Origin of the sequence: Microbispora triticiradicis, assembly GCF_005864065.1 — a bacterium.
GTDB lineage: Bacteria > Actinomycetota > Actinomycetes > Streptosporangiales > Streptosporangiaceae > Microbispora > Microbispora triticiradicis.
Window position 1 is genome coordinate 60,385 of sequence record NZ_VANP01000019.1, and the last position, 16,708, is coordinate 77,092.

Genomic DNA, 16,708 nt, shown 5'->3' on the forward strand with positions numbered 1-16,708 from the left:
CAGCTCAGACTGGTGTCACCGGTCGCGCGCACGGCGCGGCCGGCCGTTCAGGCTCTGTCATCACGGTTCGCCGGTCTCGGGACGGCGGGGGCCCGGACCGGCCGCCGGCCGGTCCGGGCCACCGAGGTGATCACGTCACAGCAGTGGAACCATGGGCCGTCCGGGGGCGACGACGCCGAGCGCGTACTGGATCTGCGCCAGGCACGCCTCGTACCGCCCGGCCCGGTACAGCTGCACCGCCTGCACCAGCAGCGGGATGACCCCCGCGACCTGGGGCGCCTGCGGGATCGACGTCTGCAGCCATTCGTACAGCTGCTGGAGCGTCACGGCGCAGTGCGCCTGCAACTGCGCCGCCGGCGCCGGCTGCCCCGCCGTCACTCCCGTGGCCGGGGGCGTCGGCGAACCCATCCCGGGGCCCATCCCGGGGCCCATGCCGGGACCCATTCCGGGGACACCCGTCCCGGGACCCATCGACTCCACAGTGTTCCTCCGCTCAGAGTCCGGCACCGGCCGGCACCGGGCCCTGCTGGGCGGCCTGCTGGTGGAGCTGGCCGTACACCTGGCTCAGCGGGTTCAGCGACTGCATCGTCAGCGGGACCTGCTGCCCGTACGCCGCCTGGACGTGCTGGGGCAGGACCGACTGGACGCCGAGCTGCGGGATCTGCTGGCCGGGCTGCTGGGCGTACGCCTGGGCCGCGTAGGGCTGGGAGTACGCCTGGGTGCCGTACGCCTGCGCGTACGGCTGGGCGTAGCCGGCCTGCGGGATCTGCAGGGCCTGGGCCTGGATGGCCTGCAGCGCCTGCAGCACCTGAGGCGGCAGCGCCTGCTGCTGGATCTGCTGCTGAAGCTGCTGCTGGATCTGGGCCTGAATCTGCTGCTGCACCTGCTGCTGCTGCTGGAGCTGGGCCTGAATCTGCTGCTGCACCAGCTGCTGGTAGAGCACGCTCTCCAGCATCTGGCGGGCCGCGTGCGCGCCGTAGCGGACGCTGTGCCTGGCGACCTTGGTCCAGAAGGTCACCGGGCTCACCAGGTGCTCCTGGGGGAGGATCTGCTCCTCCTGCTGGATCAGCGCCAGGGGCGACACCTGCTGCTGCAGCCCCGGAATCTGCTGGGCGAGCTGCAGCGGCGTGATCTGGTGCTGGGAGCCGTAGCCCATCGTGGTCGCCATGGACGCGGGGTGCATAGCTGTGAACGTCATAGTCACTCCTTCGGAGCCAGTAGGTCCGGCCCATCGCCGATGTGATTACATCGCGTTACGGATCAGTCTCACAACGTTATGAGCGTAATGACTGGCTAAGGGCGTCTTGGCGTTCGGCCCCCGCCGGGACCCGGTGACGTGGAGAGCCTCGCCGGGTCATACTCCGGCTTGGAGGTGCCGAGGTGACGCGGAGGACCGAGCGACGACCGTGGTTGACCGGATCGTTCCTCGACCGGCTCCCGGAGGCCGCGCGCGACGAACTCCTTCGTCTCGGCTCTCCGGTGACGTTCCCCGGCAGGCATGTCCTCGTCCGCGAGGGCGACCCGGGCAGCGCGGTCTACCTGCTGCTCGACGCATACGAGGCCGACGTCTTCCTGGCCCGCATCCTGGTCGACCTGGCCGTGCGGCACGGAAGACCCCACCGTGCGGGCGTCGACATCGGTCTGCCCGTCACCCAGGCCGAGCTGGGGGAACTGGTCGGGATCAGGGAACGCACGGTGCAGAAGGCGAGGCACGACCTGTCCGCCCGAGGTCTCGTCCTGCAGCGCCATCGCGGCGTGGTCGTCCGCGACATGGCGGGCCTCACTGAGTTCGCCGGCCTGAGCCCTGGCCGGCCCGCGCCTCCGGCCGTCCGGCTGGAAGCCGCGCCGACGCGGGTTCCGGATCCGTCGCCGCCGGGTGGCGCCGGTCAGCCGTAGAGACCTCCGAGCGCCAGCCACAGCAGGGTGGCGGCGAGCATGAGCGCCGTCCACGCCAGTGCCCGCCCCACCCTGCGGTGCTTGTCGCGGCTCAGCTCGGCGAGCCTGCCCGCCAGCAGCCAGGCCTCCCGTTCCTGCTGCGTCGCGTCCGCCCGCGGCGACGGCCCGGGCTCGCCGCCCGCCAGGCCGAACCTGTTCGGGCCCGCCGGCCCGCCGAGCCTGGGCCGCAGTCCCTGAACGAGGTGGTAACCCGCGACGAAGAACCCCGCCGCGTAGAGCGCGAGAAGGGCCACGGCGACGACGCCGAGCAGCGCCGGCCTGCCGGGTGCCCGGAGAGTGGCGAGCACTCCGATCTGCGTGGCCGCCACCGCCGCCGCGCCGAGATGCACGGTGGTCACCGTGGCCACCTTGGAATCGGCGTGCTGCACGTAGCCCTGGAAGGCGCCGACAGCCGTCAGCGCCACCTGGAGCGCCTCGTTCGGCGTGAGCCGGTTCCTGCGCCCGTACATCGGCATCCCCTCCGTCGTTTCTCCCATTGAAGAGCCGGCGAGGAGGCGTACGGCCGCATCGATGCGGCTTCTCGCGAAACTCCGGCGGACGGCCGGGCCCGCGTGCTCAGCCGTGCCCGCGTGCTCAGCCCTCGCGAGGAACGACGTGGCCGAAGCGGAACAGATTCGCCGGGTCGTAGACGTCCCGCAGCTTCACCAGCCGCCGCAGCGTCTCCGCGGGCCAGGCCCGGGAGAGCTCCTCGGGCGCCAGCGCGCCGCCGTGGAAGTTGATCTGCGTGCCGCCGGTGGCCCAGGGCGCGGCGGCCTCCGTCACCGCCCGTACGGCGGCGGGGACGGCGGTCTCCATCAGCTCGGGCACCGGCGCGCCGATGGCCAGCAGCGAGAAGGCGGCGTCGCGCCCGCCCACGGCGTTCGGCTCCCTGGGCTCACGGGCGAGCGCCCCGCCGAGCTGGCGGATCTCGACGACGGCGAGCGGCGCGGGCACGGCCGGCCCGGCCGCCGCCAGCAGCGCCTCCACGGTCTCCGCGGTCAGCTCCCGCAGGAGCACCCCCCGCTCCGCGACCGGCATCGGCCCGGCCGGGTCCTGATGGATGGAGTCGATCGCCGCGTACGGCAGGGGGCCGACGGCCTGGAGCACGGGCTCGGCCACGGCCCGCATGGGCGCGATCAGGTCCTCGGCCTCCTGCCCCTCCCCCACGTGCGCGACCCGCAGGTGGACGACGAACCTGCCGCTGAGCTGCGGCGGCAGCTCGGGCAGCGGGGGCAGGCGCAGCAGCGCGACCGAGGTCGTGGTGGCCTCGGGCAGCGTGCCGGCCCAGGTGCGGTAGGCGTGCAGGACCCGCCCGGCGTCCTCGGCGGCGTAGAACAGGCCGCCGCCGTAGAGGTGGGTGAGCGGCAGCAGGTCCACGGTGATCGAGGTGACGACGCCGAATCCGGCCTTGCCGCCGCGCAGCGCCCAGAAGAGGTCGGGCTCGCTCCCGGGGCCGGCGGTGCGGACGACGCCGTCGCCGGTCACGACGGTGATCTCCCGCACGTGGTCGGCGGCGAAGCCGAAGGTCCGCGCGATCGGCCCGATGCCGCCGCCGAGCGTGAAGCCCACCACGCCGACGCCGGTCGCCGAGCCGCACAGCGGGGCCAGCCCGTACGGCGCGGCGGCGGCGATCACCTCGCCCCAGGTGCAGCCCGCCGCGATCACGGCGGTGCGGGCGGAGGCGTCCACCACGATCTCCCGCATGGCGCGGGTGCTGATCAGCAGCGCGCCGTCGGCCGCCTGCACGGCTCCGTGGCCGGTCGACTGGACCGCCACCGGCAGTCCGTGCGCGGCGGCGAGCCGTACGGCCGCGGCCACGTCGGCGGCGCCCTCCGCCGCCACGATCACCGCGGGCCGGTGCCGCACGGCGAGGTTGAACCCCGCGGCCTCCTCGGCGTACCCGTCCTGCCCCGGGACCAGGACCCGCCCGGTGACCTGCCCGCGGAGCGCGTCCTCGATGGTGCTGTACATGTCCGTCCTCGATGTCGCTGTGGTTGACGGTCACAGTTGTCGCAGCCACCGCTTGGGATGTTCTTGCGCCGCCCGCGCCGCCGGGCGGCGGGACGGACCAAGCGAACTCCTAGAGACGTCCAAGAGACCCCGCGCACGCTGGGGCGATGTCGTCGCCAACGAACGAGCGGCCGCCGCGTCCCCACGAGCCGTACGCCGGCGAGCCGTACGCCGACGAGCCGGAGGGCCGTCCGCCGCCCAGCACGCTGCTGCTGCGCGAGGTGGCCGCGCACGCGGGCGCGCCGGGCGCCGAGATCCTCGGCCCGGCGCTGCCGCTCGCCCTGCGGGAGGTCCCGCCCGCCCGCTGCCGCCTCTACGTGCTGGCCGACCTCGCCGACCCGGCCGCCGCCGCGCCCCTGGCCGCCGCGCTGCTGGAGACGGCGGAGCCCTCGCGCGCCCGGTCCGGCGGGGGCGACGCGGCGGGCGGCGGGCGGTGGGCCCTGTTGCGCGCCCTCACCGTCGCCCCGCCGGAGCGAGGTCACGTATGCGGCGGGGGCCTCGTCCGCCGCCTGCTCGACCGCCTGCTCGACGACCTGCTCATGGAACTGCGCGCGGACGGGATCCGGTCCGTCGTCTACCAGGCCGTCCCCGGCGCCATCCCCGGCGACGGCACCGGGAACGGAACCGGGGGCGCCGCGGTGCGCGCCCTCCTGGAGGACGCCGGTTTCACCGAGCGGACCGGCCCCCCGTTCGCTGGCGAGAATCACCGGACATCTGAGTATGATGAGCCAGAAATCCGACTTAGGGCCGTATGGCTTGTTCGGGAGTTGTGATGCGGACAAGCATCGACGGCGGGCGATTACCGGCGCCTCGCCCGGCCCGGGCCGACCGGCGGAACTCCGCCCTGGACTTCCGCCTTCTCGGCACGGTCGAGGTCGCCGACGCCGCCGGAACGGTCCTCGACCTCGGCCCGCGCAAGCAACGCGCCGTGCTGGCGCTGCTGTTGCTGAACGCCCCCCACGTCGTGCCGCTCGACCAGCTCATCGACCGGCTGTGGAGCGACGAGCCGCCCTCCAGCGCCACGGGAACGCTCCAGGCGTACATCTCGCACCTGCGCAGGACGCTCGAACCCCTGCGCAGCCCGCGCTCGCCCGCCCAGGTGCTGCGCACTAGGGAGCCCGGCTACCTGCTCGACCTGCAGCCGGACCAGATCGACGCCGAGCGGTTCACCCGGGCCGCCGAGGCCGCGCACGCCGCCCTCGCCGCCGGCCGTCCCGAGGAGGCCGACCGGATCCTCCGGCCCGCGCTGGCCCTGTGGCGCGGCGAGCCGCTGGCCGACCTCGCCGACGAGCCGTTCGCCCGGTCCACGATCTCCCGGCTGACCGAGACCCGCCTCTCCGCGCTGACCGTACGGGCGGAGGCGTGGCTCGCGCTGGGACGGGCGGCCGAGGTGACGGTCGAGGCCGAGCGCCTGCTGGAGCGGGACCCCTACCGCGAGGGCCTGTGGGCGCTGCTCATGCGTGCCCTGTACCGGGAACGCCGCCAGGCCGAGGCGCTGGCGGCCTACCAGCGCTGCCGTGCGCTGCTCGACGACGAACTGGGGCTCGACCCGAGCCCGGAGCTGCGGCGGCTGGAGCAGGCCATCCTGCACCAGGACGAGTCGCCGGCGGGCCCGTGGCCACCCGCCGCGGCGCCGGCGCGGCCCGCCGGGCTCGCGCCGGACCCGCCGGTCTCCCCGGACAGGGACGCCACCGCGCCCGGCGCCCCGGACGCCGTGGACAGCGCGGACGCGTCCGCGCAGGCCTCCGGAACGCCGGGCCTCGTGGGGCGGGAGCCGTACCTGCGGCGGATCGCCGAGCGGCTCGACGACCTGCGCCGGGGCGTCGGCGGGGTGTTCCTGGTCAGCGGGGAGTCCGGCATCGGCAAGACCCGCCTCGCGGAGGCCGCCGCGGCGATGGCGGCCGGACGCGGAGCCGTGGTCGCCTGGAGCAGGTGCGTCGAGGGAAGCGGCGCTCCCGCGTTCTGGCCCTGGATCCAGGCGCTGCACGCCCTTGAGACGGACGGCGACCTCGCCCGCCTCGCCCACCGCCTGTCGGACGGCGACCAGCCAGACGCCAGGGCAGACGACCGGACAGGCGACCCGACGGACACGGCCGACCCAGACACCGCCCGGTTCCTGCTGCACGACGCCGTGGCGCGGGCGCTGGCGCGGCGGGCCGCCGCCACGCCGGTCCTGGTCGTGGTGGAGGACCTCCACTGGGCCGACGCGGCGTCGCTGAAGCTGCTCACCTTCCTCGGCGCCGACCTGCACCGCCTCCCGCTGCTGGTGCTCGCGACCGTACGGCCCGAGCCCGCGACGGGCAGGCAGGCGCTGACCGAGGCACTCGGCGAGCTGACCCGCCAGCGCGGCACCGAGCGGATGAGCGTCGCGCCGTTCACCCCCGAGCAGATCATCGACTACCTGCGGGAGGCGGGCCGGGACGGGTCCGGGCCCGAGCTCGCCCGCGCGCTGCACGACAGGACCGGCGGGAACCCGTTCTTCCTCGGCGAGCTGTTGCGCCTGCTGACCAGCACCCACACCGGCGGCCGGGTCGGCGCGGCGGACGTGCTGGAGACCGCCGTGCCCGACGGCGTACGCGACGTGATCAACCAGCGGGTGTCGCGGCTGCCGGAGGACTCCCAGACCCTGCTGCGCGCCGCCGCCGTCATCGGCCGGGACGTGGACGCCGACGTGCTGGAGACCGCGACCGGCATCGGCGGGTCCCGGGTGATGATGCTGCTCGAACCCGCCGTCGCGACCGGGCTGCTGGTCGAGGTGGACGGCGGCTGGGACTACCGCTTCTCGCACGCCCTGGTCCAGGAGGCGCTGTACTCGGGGCTCAGCCGGAGGCAGCGTGCCCAGCTGCACGGCCGCGTCGGCGAGGCGATCGAGAGCCTGCGGTGGGGCGAGGCCGCCTCGCGGCTGCCCGCGCTGGCCCACCACTTCGCGCTGGCCGCCCGGGTCGGGTACGCCGGCAAGGCGGTCGCGTACGCCGTGGAGGCGGCCGGGCAGGCGGCGGCGCGGCTCGCCTACGACGAGGCCGTCCTCTACTGGGAGCAGGCGCTCGACGCCTGCGCCGGGCCCCCGGCCACCCGGTGCTCGCTGCTGATCGGCCTGGGCAGGGCCCGGCGGGTGACCGGCGACGTGGACGGCGCGCGGAGCGCGCTCGACGAGGCGGTGACGCTCGCCACCGCCCTCGGCGACGACGCGGCGGTCATCGAGGCGGCCACGGTCTTCGGCGGCGTCACGCTGTGGAACTGGCGCTCGTACGGCGTCGTGGACGAGCGCATGGTGACCGTGCTGGAGGACCAGCTCTCCCGGCTGGATCCGGACGCCGCCGCCACCCGGGCGGAGCTGCTCGGCACGCTCGCCGTCGAGCTGTACTACGGCGAGCGGCGCGGGGAGGGCCGCCGGCACGCGCTGGAGGCCGTGGAGCTGGCCCGCCGTACGGGTGACACCCGGTTGCTGGCGCGCACGCTGAACAACTTCGTCATCGCGGCCTGGACGCCGGAGAACGAGGAGGCACGCTACCGCGCGGCGGAGGAGATGCTGGGCCTTCCCGGCCTCCCCCGGGCCACCGAGATCATCGCCCGCCTGCACCGCATGCCCAGGTTCCTGAAGGCGGGCCTGCTCGCCGACTACGACGCGGAGCTGGCCCGCTGCCTGCGGCTCACCGCCGAAGTGCGGATGCCGGAGATCGAGACACAGGTCTCGTACGCCGCGGCCGGGCGAGCGTTGCTGGCGGGCGACTGGGCGGAGGCGAAGCGCCTCGCCGACCTCAGCACCGGGAGCTACCGTCGCACCAGCCTCTGGGGGCCGGACGTCCTGAAGCAGATCAACTCGTTCTTCGTGGAATGGGGCCAGGGCCGGGGCGGTGACCTCCTCGCCGAGCTCGTCGACTCCGCGGCCGACGAGTCCAACATGATCGCGCGCCCCACGGCCGTGCTCGCGGCGGTCGAGGCGGGGGACCACGACCTGGCCCACCGGCTGATCGACCGCTGGGGAACCGTGGCGCCACAGGACTGGACGTGGCAGTTCGTCGCCTGGCAGTGGGGTCTGGTCGCCGCGCGGCTCGGCCGTCCCGACCCCCACGCCATGCTCGCGGAGCTGCGGCCCATCGCCCACGAGCTGGTGATCATGGGCACCGGCTGCGTCGCCTGGGGAACACTCCACGACGTGGTCGCCGGGCTGCTGCACCGGACCGGCGACACCTCCGCCGCGCTGGCGCACGCCGAGGCGGCGCGCGATGCCCATCGCCGGCTCGGCCTGCCCCATCTCGTCCGCCGCAGCGAGGCCCTCGTACGGGAGATCTCGGGCGGCTGATCCCGGCTCACTCTCCAGCTCGGCGCCCGTCGCGGACGGGGTGCGGCTGCGGAACGCTCGCAACTGCGCCGGCCACGCTGTTGTCGAGGTGCTGCGACGGCTTTTCCGAGGCATGGTGGTGCCATGAGCCAGGAACAGGCCGGTCCCGGTCGCCGGCACGAGCACGGCCATGGGCATGGGCATGGGCACGGGCATGGGCACGGGCACGGTGGGGGCGGGTTGCGGGGGCGGGTCGCGCACCTGCTGCGGCCGCACTCGCACGAGGCCGCGGACAAGGTCGACCCGGCGATGGAGTCCTCCGCCCGGGGCATGCGGGCGCTGTGGGTGTCGCTGGCCGGTCTGGGGGCGACGACGCTGGTCCAGGCGGTGGTCGTGGTGCTGTCGGGGTCGGTGGCGCTGCTCGGCGACACGCTGCACAACGCGGCCGACGCCCTGACCGCGGTGCCGCTCGGGATCGCGTTCCTGCTCGGCCGCCGTCCGCCGACCCGCCGCTACACGTACGGCTACGGGCGGGCGGAGGATCTCGCGGGCGTGGCCATCGTCCTGACGATCGCCGCCTCCTCGGCCGCCGCGGCGTACGCCGCGATCGTCCGGCTCCTGGAGCCGCGGGAGGTCACCCACCTCGGGGCCGTAGCGGCGGCGGCCCTGGTGGGCTTCGCCGGCAACGAACTGGTCGCACGTCACCGCATCCGGGTCGGCCGGGAGATCGGCTCGGCGGCGCTCGTCGCCGACGGCCTGCACGCCCGCACCGACGGTCTCACCTCGCTGGCCGTGCTGGCCGGGGCGGGCGGGGCCGCGCTCGGCTGGACCTGGGCCGACCCCGCCGTGGGACTGCTCATCACGGTCGCGATCCTGACGGTCCTGCGGCAGGCCGCGCGGGAGGTGTACCGGCGGCTGATGGACGCCGTCGACCCCGCTCTCGTGGACCTCGCCGAGGCGACCCTCCGTGGCACGCCGGGCGTGCTGGGCACCGGCCAGGTGCGGCTGCGCTGGATCGGGCACCGGCTGAGGGCCGAGTGCGAGGTGATCGTCGACGCGGGGGCGACCGTGGTGGAGGCCCACCGGGTCGCGGTCGAGGCGGAGCACAACCTGATCCACGCCGTGCCCCGGCTGACCGCCGCGATCGTGCACCCCGATCCGCTGCCCGGTGACGGCGTGGACCACCACGCCGTCCTCGACGGCCACCACCAGGATCAGCGGCGGGACCAGCGGCAGGACCAGCGCCGGGATCACCCCCAGGACCACCGCCGGACCCACCGGCACGAGAACCGGCGCGACCACCGGCAGGATCGCCGTCACGACCACCACCCGGCAGGCCGGCCCGGCTGACCCGCCGGAGGCGGCCGAAGGGTCAGAACCAGCCGCGGTGGCGGGCCATGGACGCCAGGCCGTCGCGCAGCGCCTGCTCCACCGCGCCCGGATGGTCGCCGTACCCGACCCGGAACCGGTTGTAGACGTCGTGACTCGAGGTGAGGAAGCCGCCCCTCTTGTCGGCCTCCAGGATCACGTCCATCGAGTGCGGCCCGGCGATGAAGGTCAGCTCGAGCTCGCTGAAGTGGCGCCGCCACTCGGAGCCCGCGTGATACTCGATCTCCTGGTAGAACGGCATGGACGAGCCCCGGATCGTCCCGCGTTCCAGGTCGGCCCGCTTGAAGTGGAAGCCCATGCGCATGAGCGCCCCCAGCAGGTGGTCCTGCGCGGGCAACGGGGCGACGTGCAGCGGGTCGAGGTCGCCCTTGTCGAGCGCGCCCGCGAGCGCGAGCTCGGTGGCCACGCCGAGACGCATGCCGGGCAGCGGACGCCCGCCGATCGCGCTGACCGGCGTCTCCCAGGGCACCGGGATCGCGAAGGGCAGCGTGCGCGCCTCTCCCGCCCGCAGGTCGAACGGCCCGGACACCGGCGCCCGCAGGAAGCTGTACGTGACGTGGTGTTCCTCGTCGCCGCGCTCGACCTCCACCACGGCGGTGAAGTCGACGGTGATCCCCTCCACCTTGTGGTCGGAGGAACCACCCCGGAAACGGACCTCGCCGTACAGGGTCTCCCCCGGGCGCACGTGCGGGTCACGCAGCACCGTGTCGACCTCGACCCCGGATCCCAGCGCTGCCATCAGCTTACGGAACACCGATCACTCCCTTCGTTCGCGTACACCGCTCGGAACGACCCGTTCCCCCGCCGGGTTCCCGCCGGCGGTGTCCGTTCCGGGCCGTCCCGTTCGTCGTACGGTCAGGATGGGACGACGGCCCGAGGAGGACGGATGAAGTACGTGCTGCTGATCTGCGGCGACGAGTCGGCGGCGGAACACGCCGCCGACGGCTGCGGCGGGTGGTCGGAGACGATGCTGGAGCGCGGCGTGCTCCGGGGAGGGGCGGGGCTGCGCCCGCCGGACGACGCCACCACGCTGCGGGTGCGCGGCGGCGAGGTGCTGCTGTCGGACGGGCCGTTCGCCGAGACCAAGGAGCAGATCGGCGGGTTCTGCCTGATCGAGTGCGCCGACCTCGACGAGGCGATCGAGGTCGCCGCCGCCCACCCCGCCGCGGCGTACGGGACGATCGAGATCCGCCCGCTCGTGTCGCCGTGAGGCGTTCCCCGAGATGAGACCGAGAGCCACCCCGCCCCGGACCGCACCGCCTGGAACCACCCCACCCGGAGCCACGGCGGCCGGCGCCGCGCCGTCCCCGGTCGAGGCCGCCGTCGCCGAGGCGTTCCGGGAGGAGTGGGGGCAGCTCGTGGCGACGCTCATCCGCCGGACCGGCGACTGGGACCTGGCCGAGGAGTGCGTGCAGGACGCGTTCGCCCTGGCCCTGCGCGCCTGGCGGCGCGACGGCGTGCCGCGCCGGCCCGGGGCGTGGCTGACCACCGCCGCGCGCAACCGGGCCGTGGACCTGCTGCGCCGCGAGGCGGCCGGCGCCGCCAAACTGCGGGAGGTCGCGGGCGCGATGCGGGAGGACGGCGTGCCGTACGGACCGGAGCCCGGCGACGAGCCGGACGTGCCCGACGACCGGCTGCGGCTGATCTTCACCTGCTGCCACCCGGCGCTCGCGCCGGAGGCCCGGGTGGCGCTGACCCTGCGGACCCTCGCCGGGCTCACCACCGCCGAGATCGCCCACGCGTTCCTGGTCGGGGAGCAGGCGATGGCCAAGCGCCTGGCCCGGGCCAAGCAGAAGATCCGGCACGCGGCGATCCCCTACCGGGTGCCGCCGGCGCATCTGCTGCCCGAGCGCCTCCCGGCGGTGCTCGCCGTGCTGTACCTGCTGTTCAACGAGGGCTACTCGGCGACGTCCGGCGCCGGCCTGATGCGGCCGGACCTCGCCGCCGAGGCGATCCGGCTGGCCCGGGTGCTGGTGCGGCTGATGCCGGACGAGCCGGAGGCGGCGGGCCTGCTCGCGCTCATGCTGCTGCACCACGCCCGCCGCGCCGCCCGCCTGGACGGGGCCGGCGACCTGGTGGTCCTGGAGGAGCAGGACCGCACCTTGTGGGACGCAGCACGGATCGACGAGGGCGTCGCCCTCCTGGACGGCGCGCTGCGGCGGGGCCGTCCCGGCCCCTACCAGGTGCAGGCCGCCATCGCCGCCTGTCACGCCACCGCCGCCCGCCCGGAGGACACCGACTGGGCCCAGATCTCCGTCCTGTACGCGCGGCTCGCGGGCCTGGTCCCGTCCCCCGTCGTGGAGCTCAACCGGGCGGTGGCGGTGGGGATGGCGGCCGGTCCCGCCGCCGGTCTGGCGGTGCTCGACGCGTTGCGGGAGTCGGAGGCGCTGGCCGGTTACCACCTGCTGCCCGCCGCCCGGGCCGACCTGCTGCGCCGCCTGGGCCGTACGGCCGAGGCGGGCGACGCCTACCGGGAGGCGATGGGCCTGGCCCCGACCGGCGCGGAACGCCGCCATCTCGCCCGCCGCCTCGCTGCCCTGGAGTAGGTGTCCGTCCGGGCCGTTCCCGTTCGTCGGCAGGACGTACAGGTGGACGACCGGAAGGACGGCGGACAAATGGGAACGGACATACGGCGGCTGATCGCGGCCGAGCGCCGCGAGCTGGCGGACCTGCTGAGCGGGCTGCCGCCGCGGGCGTGGGACGCGCCGTCGCTATGCGCGGGCTGGCGGGTCCGGGAGGTGGTGGCGCACCTGACCCTGCCCTACCGCCACTCGGGGCCGCGTGTGCTGGCCGGCCTGGTCGCGGCCCGGGGGAACTTCGACCGGCTGGCCGACCGGCTCGCCCGCCGCGACACGGCGTCGCTGACCGCGGAGGAGCTGACCGCGTGCCTGCGGGACAACGCCGAGCACCCGTGGCGGCCCCCGGGCGGCGGCTTCGAGGGCGCGCTGTCGCACGACGTGATCCACGGGATGGACATCACGGTGGCTCTGGGGATCGACCGGCGGGTTCCCGGCGAACGGCTGCGCGTGCTGCTCGACGGCGCGCTGTCGCCGAGGGCCCGCCGTTACTTCGGCGTCGATCTCGACGGGATCGAACTGCGGGCCGACGACGTGGACTGGTCGTTCGGGTCGGGCGTCCCGCTCACCGGCGCGGCGCAGGACCTGGTCCTGGTGCTGTCCGGCCGCAGGCTGCCGGAAGGACGGCTGCGCGGCGAGCCCAGCGCCCGTTTCACCCGCCGAGCGGTGTGATCACCGGTTCTCGCCGGGGTGACGGTGCAGGTGGGCGAGGCGGTCCTGGAGCCTCTCGTGCCGGAACCGGTACACCGGCCCCACCTGGCGGAGCAGGCCGACCCGATGGGCGTCCTCCAGGAGGGTCATCAGCCGGAGCGGGACGCGGCGCCGGGCGCGGAGCATGGCGACGGCCACCAGGTAGGTCGAGCTGGCGCCGGTGAACCCGAAGGTCAGCGTGAACACCACGCCGCCGGCGAGGCCGAAGGCGATCCCGGCCTCGGCCCCGCGCAGCAGCCCGGAGAACCCGTCCACGAGCGTGCCGGCGACGCCGAAGGCGAGGCCGAGCGCCGTGCCGAACGTGAGGGACCTGCCGTACACGAGCCGGAGGTCCCGCCGGAGCGTGGTCACCGGGCCCTGCGGCCGGTCGTTCGTCAGGGGGGTCGTCACCCACTTGTTCAGCCCGAGGGTGACGCCGCCGATGGCTCCCACGACGAGCCCGTAGAGGACCAGGCCGCCGACCTCGGAGGACATGCCCGCGACCCGCCACAGGGCGAACGCCGCGACCATGCCGACCGGGAGCACCGTCACCAGCCCGAGCGCAAGCTGCCCGGCGAGGCCGGTGACGTTGCCCCGCCAGCGCAGGTTGGCGTACGCCGGCTCCAGCGAGTAGCCCTTGAGGCGCTCCAGGATGATCCCGCCGGTCAGCCCGCCCACGAGGCCGCCCACCGGTCCACCGGCGAGGCCGAACAGCAGGGCGTCGCGCAGGCTGCCCGCATGCGGGCTGCGCAGCGCCACGACGGCGTCGCTGACCAGTCCCACGGTCGTCCCGACCGTCAGGCCGACGGACACGCCGCCGATCAGGATGCTCATACGCCGCGGCACCGACCGGTGGAGGTGCCACCAGCGGAAGTCCCTGCTGCCGGTCTCGGACATGTGGTGCGCGACGAAGGCCAGCAGGCCGCGGGCCTCCTCCGGGTCCCACGACCGCTGCGGGCGGAACGGATGGTCGTGTTCGTGCCGCTCGTCGGGGTCGTCGTCCGGCGGGGCGGCCGAGAACGTCGCCTGGACGAGGTTGTCGAGCAGGTGCTCGGTGACGGCGTCCGCCGTGTCGAAGCGTCCGGAGTCGCACAGCGGCGCCGGGTTGGCGCGGGTCTCGATGTAGACCTTGTAGAGCAGCCACACGACCAGCGGCGTGGACAGCGCCTCGGCCAGCGGGCCGTCCGGCTCGCTCTTCAGCGCGGCCAGCAGCTCCGCCCAGCCGGCTCGCTGGCCGGGCGCGAGCCGGTCGAGGAGATAGGAGATGACATCGGCGCTCTTCACCGGCCTGGGCTCGATGACGGCCGCGCCGGCCAGCGGCGCGCCACCGCCCCCGTTCACGGCGGCCAGGTACTCCGACGTACGGCAGGTGAGGATGAGCGCCTCTACGGCCGAGGCGTCGTTCAGGGCGTCGACCACCTTGGAACGCACCGGGCGCGGCAGTTCGTCGAGGCCGTCGAGGACGGGCAGGATCCGGCGGTACGTCACGAGGCCGCGCGCCGCGTCGGGGCCGAAGCCGGACGCGCGCAGCGCCGGGTAGTTCTCCCGCAGCCGCCTGGCCAGCCAGCGGTGGACGGGCTCGTCCCACGGGTCCCACCCGGACATCGACAGCAGCACGGGCACCGGGTCGCCCTCCCGGTGCTCCTTCAGCAGTTCGCTGAGCAGCAGGACGGCCAGCGTGGTCTTGCCCATGCCGACCTCGCCGATGATCACGAGCCGGCGCCGCGCGAGCTTGCGGAACCGTCCGGCCATCTCGGGCATCCGGTCGGTGCGCCCGTCGAACCGCACCCTGCCGAGGCCGAACCAGGAGCGCAGCAGCCGCGCCCCGTCGATCCGCTCGTCCTGGTCCATCACGTCGAGACCGGAGATCTTCCAGCGGACGGGCAGCCGGGCGGGCTGGTCGAGCTCGCGCATGACGATCTCCTCGCGCCACTGCTCCCGCACCAGCACCCGCAGCGTCCGCTCGGCGCGGTCGATCTGCTCGATCGTGCTCGTCCCGCCCGGCTGCCGCTGCCTCCAACTGCTGATCAAGGGCGGGACCAGGGCGAACACGGCGAGGGCCACGCTCGCGAGCTGGGCCCAGTTGGCCGCGGCGTCGGAGTCGGAGAGTTTCGTCAGGCCGTAGCCGAGGCCGCCGACGGCGACCAGCCCCGCGGAGGGAAGGGCGGCACGCCGCCACCCGGCCGGGACTCTCATGCGCTCATCGTGACAGCGGGTGAACTTTCTGGCGATAGCGCAATGCGCATTCCGACTGTTGTCTGCACCTTTCAGACAGCCTGGGCCTTTCCGGAGACAGGCGATACTGTGATCTGGATCATGAGACCCCTCCGGCGGGAGCGTGGAGGCTCTCGGAGAGGGTCCTCCGCCCCGCGCACTCCCTGGAGGCCGCCCATGTCGTCGCGCCCCGCCTTCGACCCCTCCGGCTTCGACCCCTCCGCCTTCGACCCCGACCCGTTGATCAGGAAGCACCGCACCGCGGACGCCACGCTCACCGTGACCGCGCAGGGCGCGCCGCTGGCCGGTCAGGAGGTGGTCGTCGCGCAGCGGCGGCACAGGTTCCTCTTCGGCTGCATCGGCGGCGACTTCATCCCGCTGGCGAACGGCGAGGCCCCCGCGCCGGACCAGCCGCCCGCCACCGGCTCCCAGGCAGTCGCCGACCTGTGGCTCGACGTCTTCAACTTCGCCACGCTGCCCTTCTACTGGGGGTGGTTCGAGCCCGAACGCGGCCGTCCGGACACCGAGCGGACACTCACCGCCGCGCGGTGGTTCGCCGACCGGGGGTGCGTGGTGAAGGGGCACCCGCTGGCCTGGCACACCGAGACGGCCGACTGGCTGATGGACCTGCCGAACGCGGAGATCGCCAAGGCGCAGGCGGACCGCATCCGGCGCGAGGTGACCGAGTTCGCCGGCGTGATCGACATGTGGGACGTCGTCAACGAGGTCGTGATCATGCCGATCTTCGACAAGTACGACAACGGCATCACCCGGATCTGCCGGGAGATGGGCCGCATCCCGTTGGTCCGGATGGTCTTCGACGCGGCCCGCGAGGCCAACCCGCGCGCCACGCTCCTGCTCAACGACTTCGACATGTCCGCGGCGTACGAGTGCCTGATCGAGGGCGTGCTGGAGGCGGGCGTCGAGATCGACGTGCTCGGCCTGCAGAGCCACATGCACCAGGGCTACTGGGGCGAGGAGAAGACGCTCGCGACCATCGACCGCTTCGCGCGGTACGGCCTGCCCATCCACTTCACCGAGACGACGATCGTCTCCGGCCACATCATGCCCGAGGAGATCGTCGACCTGAACGACTACCAGATCCCCGAGTGGCCGACGACCCCCGAGGGGGAGGCCCGCCAGGCCGACGAGGTCGTGCGCCACTACAAGACGCTGCTGTCGCACCCGTCGGTCGAGGCGATGACCTACTGGGGGCTGTCGGACGGCGGCTGGCTCGGCGCGCCGGGCGGCTTCGTCCGGGTCGACGGCACGCCCAAGCCGTCGTACGAGGCGCTGCGCTCGCTCGTCAAGGGCGAGTGGTGGCTGCCGCCCACGACGATGGTGACCGACGACGACGGCCGGGTGCGCTTCACCGGCTTCCTCGGCGAGTACGAGGTGTCGGCCGGCGGGCGGACGGCCGTGTTCTCCCTGGACGAGCCGGGCGAGGCCGCCGTGGGAGCGGAGATCTGACGTCTCCCGTGCATCCTGTGACCCTGAGCGCCGCTCCCCGCCCGCGGGGGGCGGCGCTCCGCCGTCCGGATGACTAATGCCTGCGGCGCCGCCGGAACACACGGCGAAAAGGCCCGCCGCAGGAAGCTGCAATGGCGAACTC

General features: G+C 74.3%; 14 protein-coding genes. 8 read left to right on the top strand and 6 right to left on the bottom strand.

The window, feature by feature from the left end; genetic code table 11:
• Positions 1-135: 135 nt before the first annotated feature.
• The gene (locus FED44_RS32145; RefSeq protein WP_167521645.1) at positions 136-408 is read right to left on the bottom strand and encodes a hypothetical protein; all 273 of its coding nucleotides are present in this window, start codon (positions 406-408) and stop codon (positions 136-138) included.
• An 85-nt stretch (positions 409-493) separates the two neighbouring features.
• The gene (locus tag FED44_RS36795) at positions 494-1,198 is read right to left on the bottom strand and encodes a hypothetical protein (RefSeq protein WP_187406057.1); all 705 of its coding nucleotides are present in this window, start codon (positions 1,196-1,198) and stop codon (positions 494-496) included.
• Between the two features lie 182 nt (positions 1,199-1,380).
• Here FED44_RS36795 and FED44_RS32155 point away from each other — a divergent pair, with 182 nt between their 5' ends.
• Positions 1,381-1,896 (top strand): helix-turn-helix domain-containing protein, encoded by a 516-nt coding sequence (locus FED44_RS32155; RefSeq protein WP_138463019.1) that lies wholly within the window; start codon positions 1,381-1,383, stop codon positions 1,894-1,896.
• On the opposite strand, the gene FED44_RS32160 is transcribed toward FED44_RS32155, so the two are convergent.
• Both FED44_RS32160 and FED44_RS32165 read right to left on the bottom strand, forming a co-directional pair.
• Positions 1,887-2,405 (bottom strand): Pycsar system effector family protein, encoded by a 519-nt coding sequence (locus tag FED44_RS32160; RefSeq protein WP_133306185.1) that lies wholly within the window; start codon positions 2,403-2,405, stop codon positions 1,887-1,889. The two genes, FED44_RS32155 and FED44_RS32160, sit on opposite strands and share 10 nt — an antisense overlap.
• 124 nt (positions 2,406-2,529) lie before the next feature.
• Positions 2,530-3,906, bottom strand: coding sequence for an FAD-binding oxidoreductase (locus FED44_RS32165; protein ID WP_138463020.1), 1,377 nt, complete (start codon positions 3,904-3,906; stop codon positions 2,530-2,532).
• A gap of 146 nt (positions 3,907-4,052) precedes the next feature.
• On the opposite strand from FED44_RS32165, the gene FED44_RS32170 reads away from it, so the two are divergent.
• From FED44_RS32170 to FED44_RS32180, 3 genes are all read left to right on the top strand, one after another.
• Complete coding sequence (locus tag FED44_RS32170; RefSeq protein ID WP_138463021.1) at positions 4,053-4,718, top strand: hypothetical protein; 666 nt, start codon at positions 4,053-4,055, stop codon at positions 4,716-4,718.
• Positions 4,718-8,248 (top strand): BTAD domain-containing putative transcriptional regulator, encoded by a 3,531-nt coding sequence (locus FED44_RS32175; protein ID WP_167521652.1) that lies wholly within the window; start codon positions 4,718-4,720, stop codon positions 8,246-8,248. The genes FED44_RS32170 and FED44_RS32175 overlap by 1 nt, the downstream gene beginning before the upstream one ends.
• A 123-nt stretch (positions 8,249-8,371) precedes the next feature.
• Positions 8,372-9,577, top strand: coding sequence for a cation diffusion facilitator family transporter (locus FED44_RS32180; RefSeq protein ID WP_138463023.1), 1,206 nt, complete (start codon positions 8,372-8,374; stop codon positions 9,575-9,577).
• A gap of 22 nt (positions 9,578-9,599) precedes the next feature.
• Here FED44_RS32180 and FED44_RS32185 read toward each other — a convergent pair whose 3' ends face one another.
• Positions 9,600-10,355 (bottom strand): sporulation protein, encoded by a 756-nt coding sequence (locus tag FED44_RS32185; RefSeq protein ID WP_138463024.1) that lies wholly within the window; start codon positions 10,353-10,355, stop codon positions 9,600-9,602.
• A gap of 147 nt (positions 10,356-10,502) precedes the next feature.
• On the opposite strand from FED44_RS32185, the gene FED44_RS32190 reads away from it, so the two are divergent.
• From FED44_RS32190 to FED44_RS32200, 3 genes are all read left to right on the top strand, one after another.
• Positions 10,503-10,826, top strand: a complete 324-nt coding sequence (locus tag FED44_RS32190) for a YciI family protein (RefSeq protein WP_111699986.1) — start codon at positions 10,503-10,505, stop codon at positions 10,824-10,826.
• 13 nt (positions 10,827-10,839) lie between these two features.
• Positions 10,840-12,162 (top strand): RNA polymerase sigma factor, encoded by a 1,323-nt coding sequence (locus tag FED44_RS32195; RefSeq protein WP_138463025.1) that lies wholly within the window; start codon positions 10,840-10,842, stop codon positions 12,160-12,162.
• A gap of 69 nt (positions 12,163-12,231) precedes the next feature.
• A complete protein-coding gene (locus FED44_RS32200) occupies positions 12,232-12,864 on the top strand; it encodes a maleylpyruvate isomerase family mycothiol-dependent enzyme (RefSeq protein WP_138463026.1) in 633 nt (210 codons plus the stop codon).
• On the opposite strand, the gene FED44_RS32205 is transcribed toward FED44_RS32200, so the two are convergent.
• Positions 12,865-15,078, bottom strand: a complete 2,214-nt coding sequence (locus FED44_RS32205) for an NACHT domain-containing protein (RefSeq protein ID WP_138463027.1) — start codon at positions 15,076-15,078, stop codon at positions 12,865-12,867.
• 195 nt (positions 15,079-15,273) lie between these two features.
• Here FED44_RS32205 and FED44_RS32210 point away from each other — a divergent pair, with 195 nt between their 5' ends.
• Positions 15,274-16,566, top strand: coding sequence for an endo-1,4-beta-xylanase (locus tag FED44_RS32210; RefSeq protein ID WP_111699989.1), 1,293 nt, complete (start codon positions 15,274-15,276; stop codon positions 16,564-16,566).
• Positions 16,567-16,708: the final 142 nt, after the last annotated feature.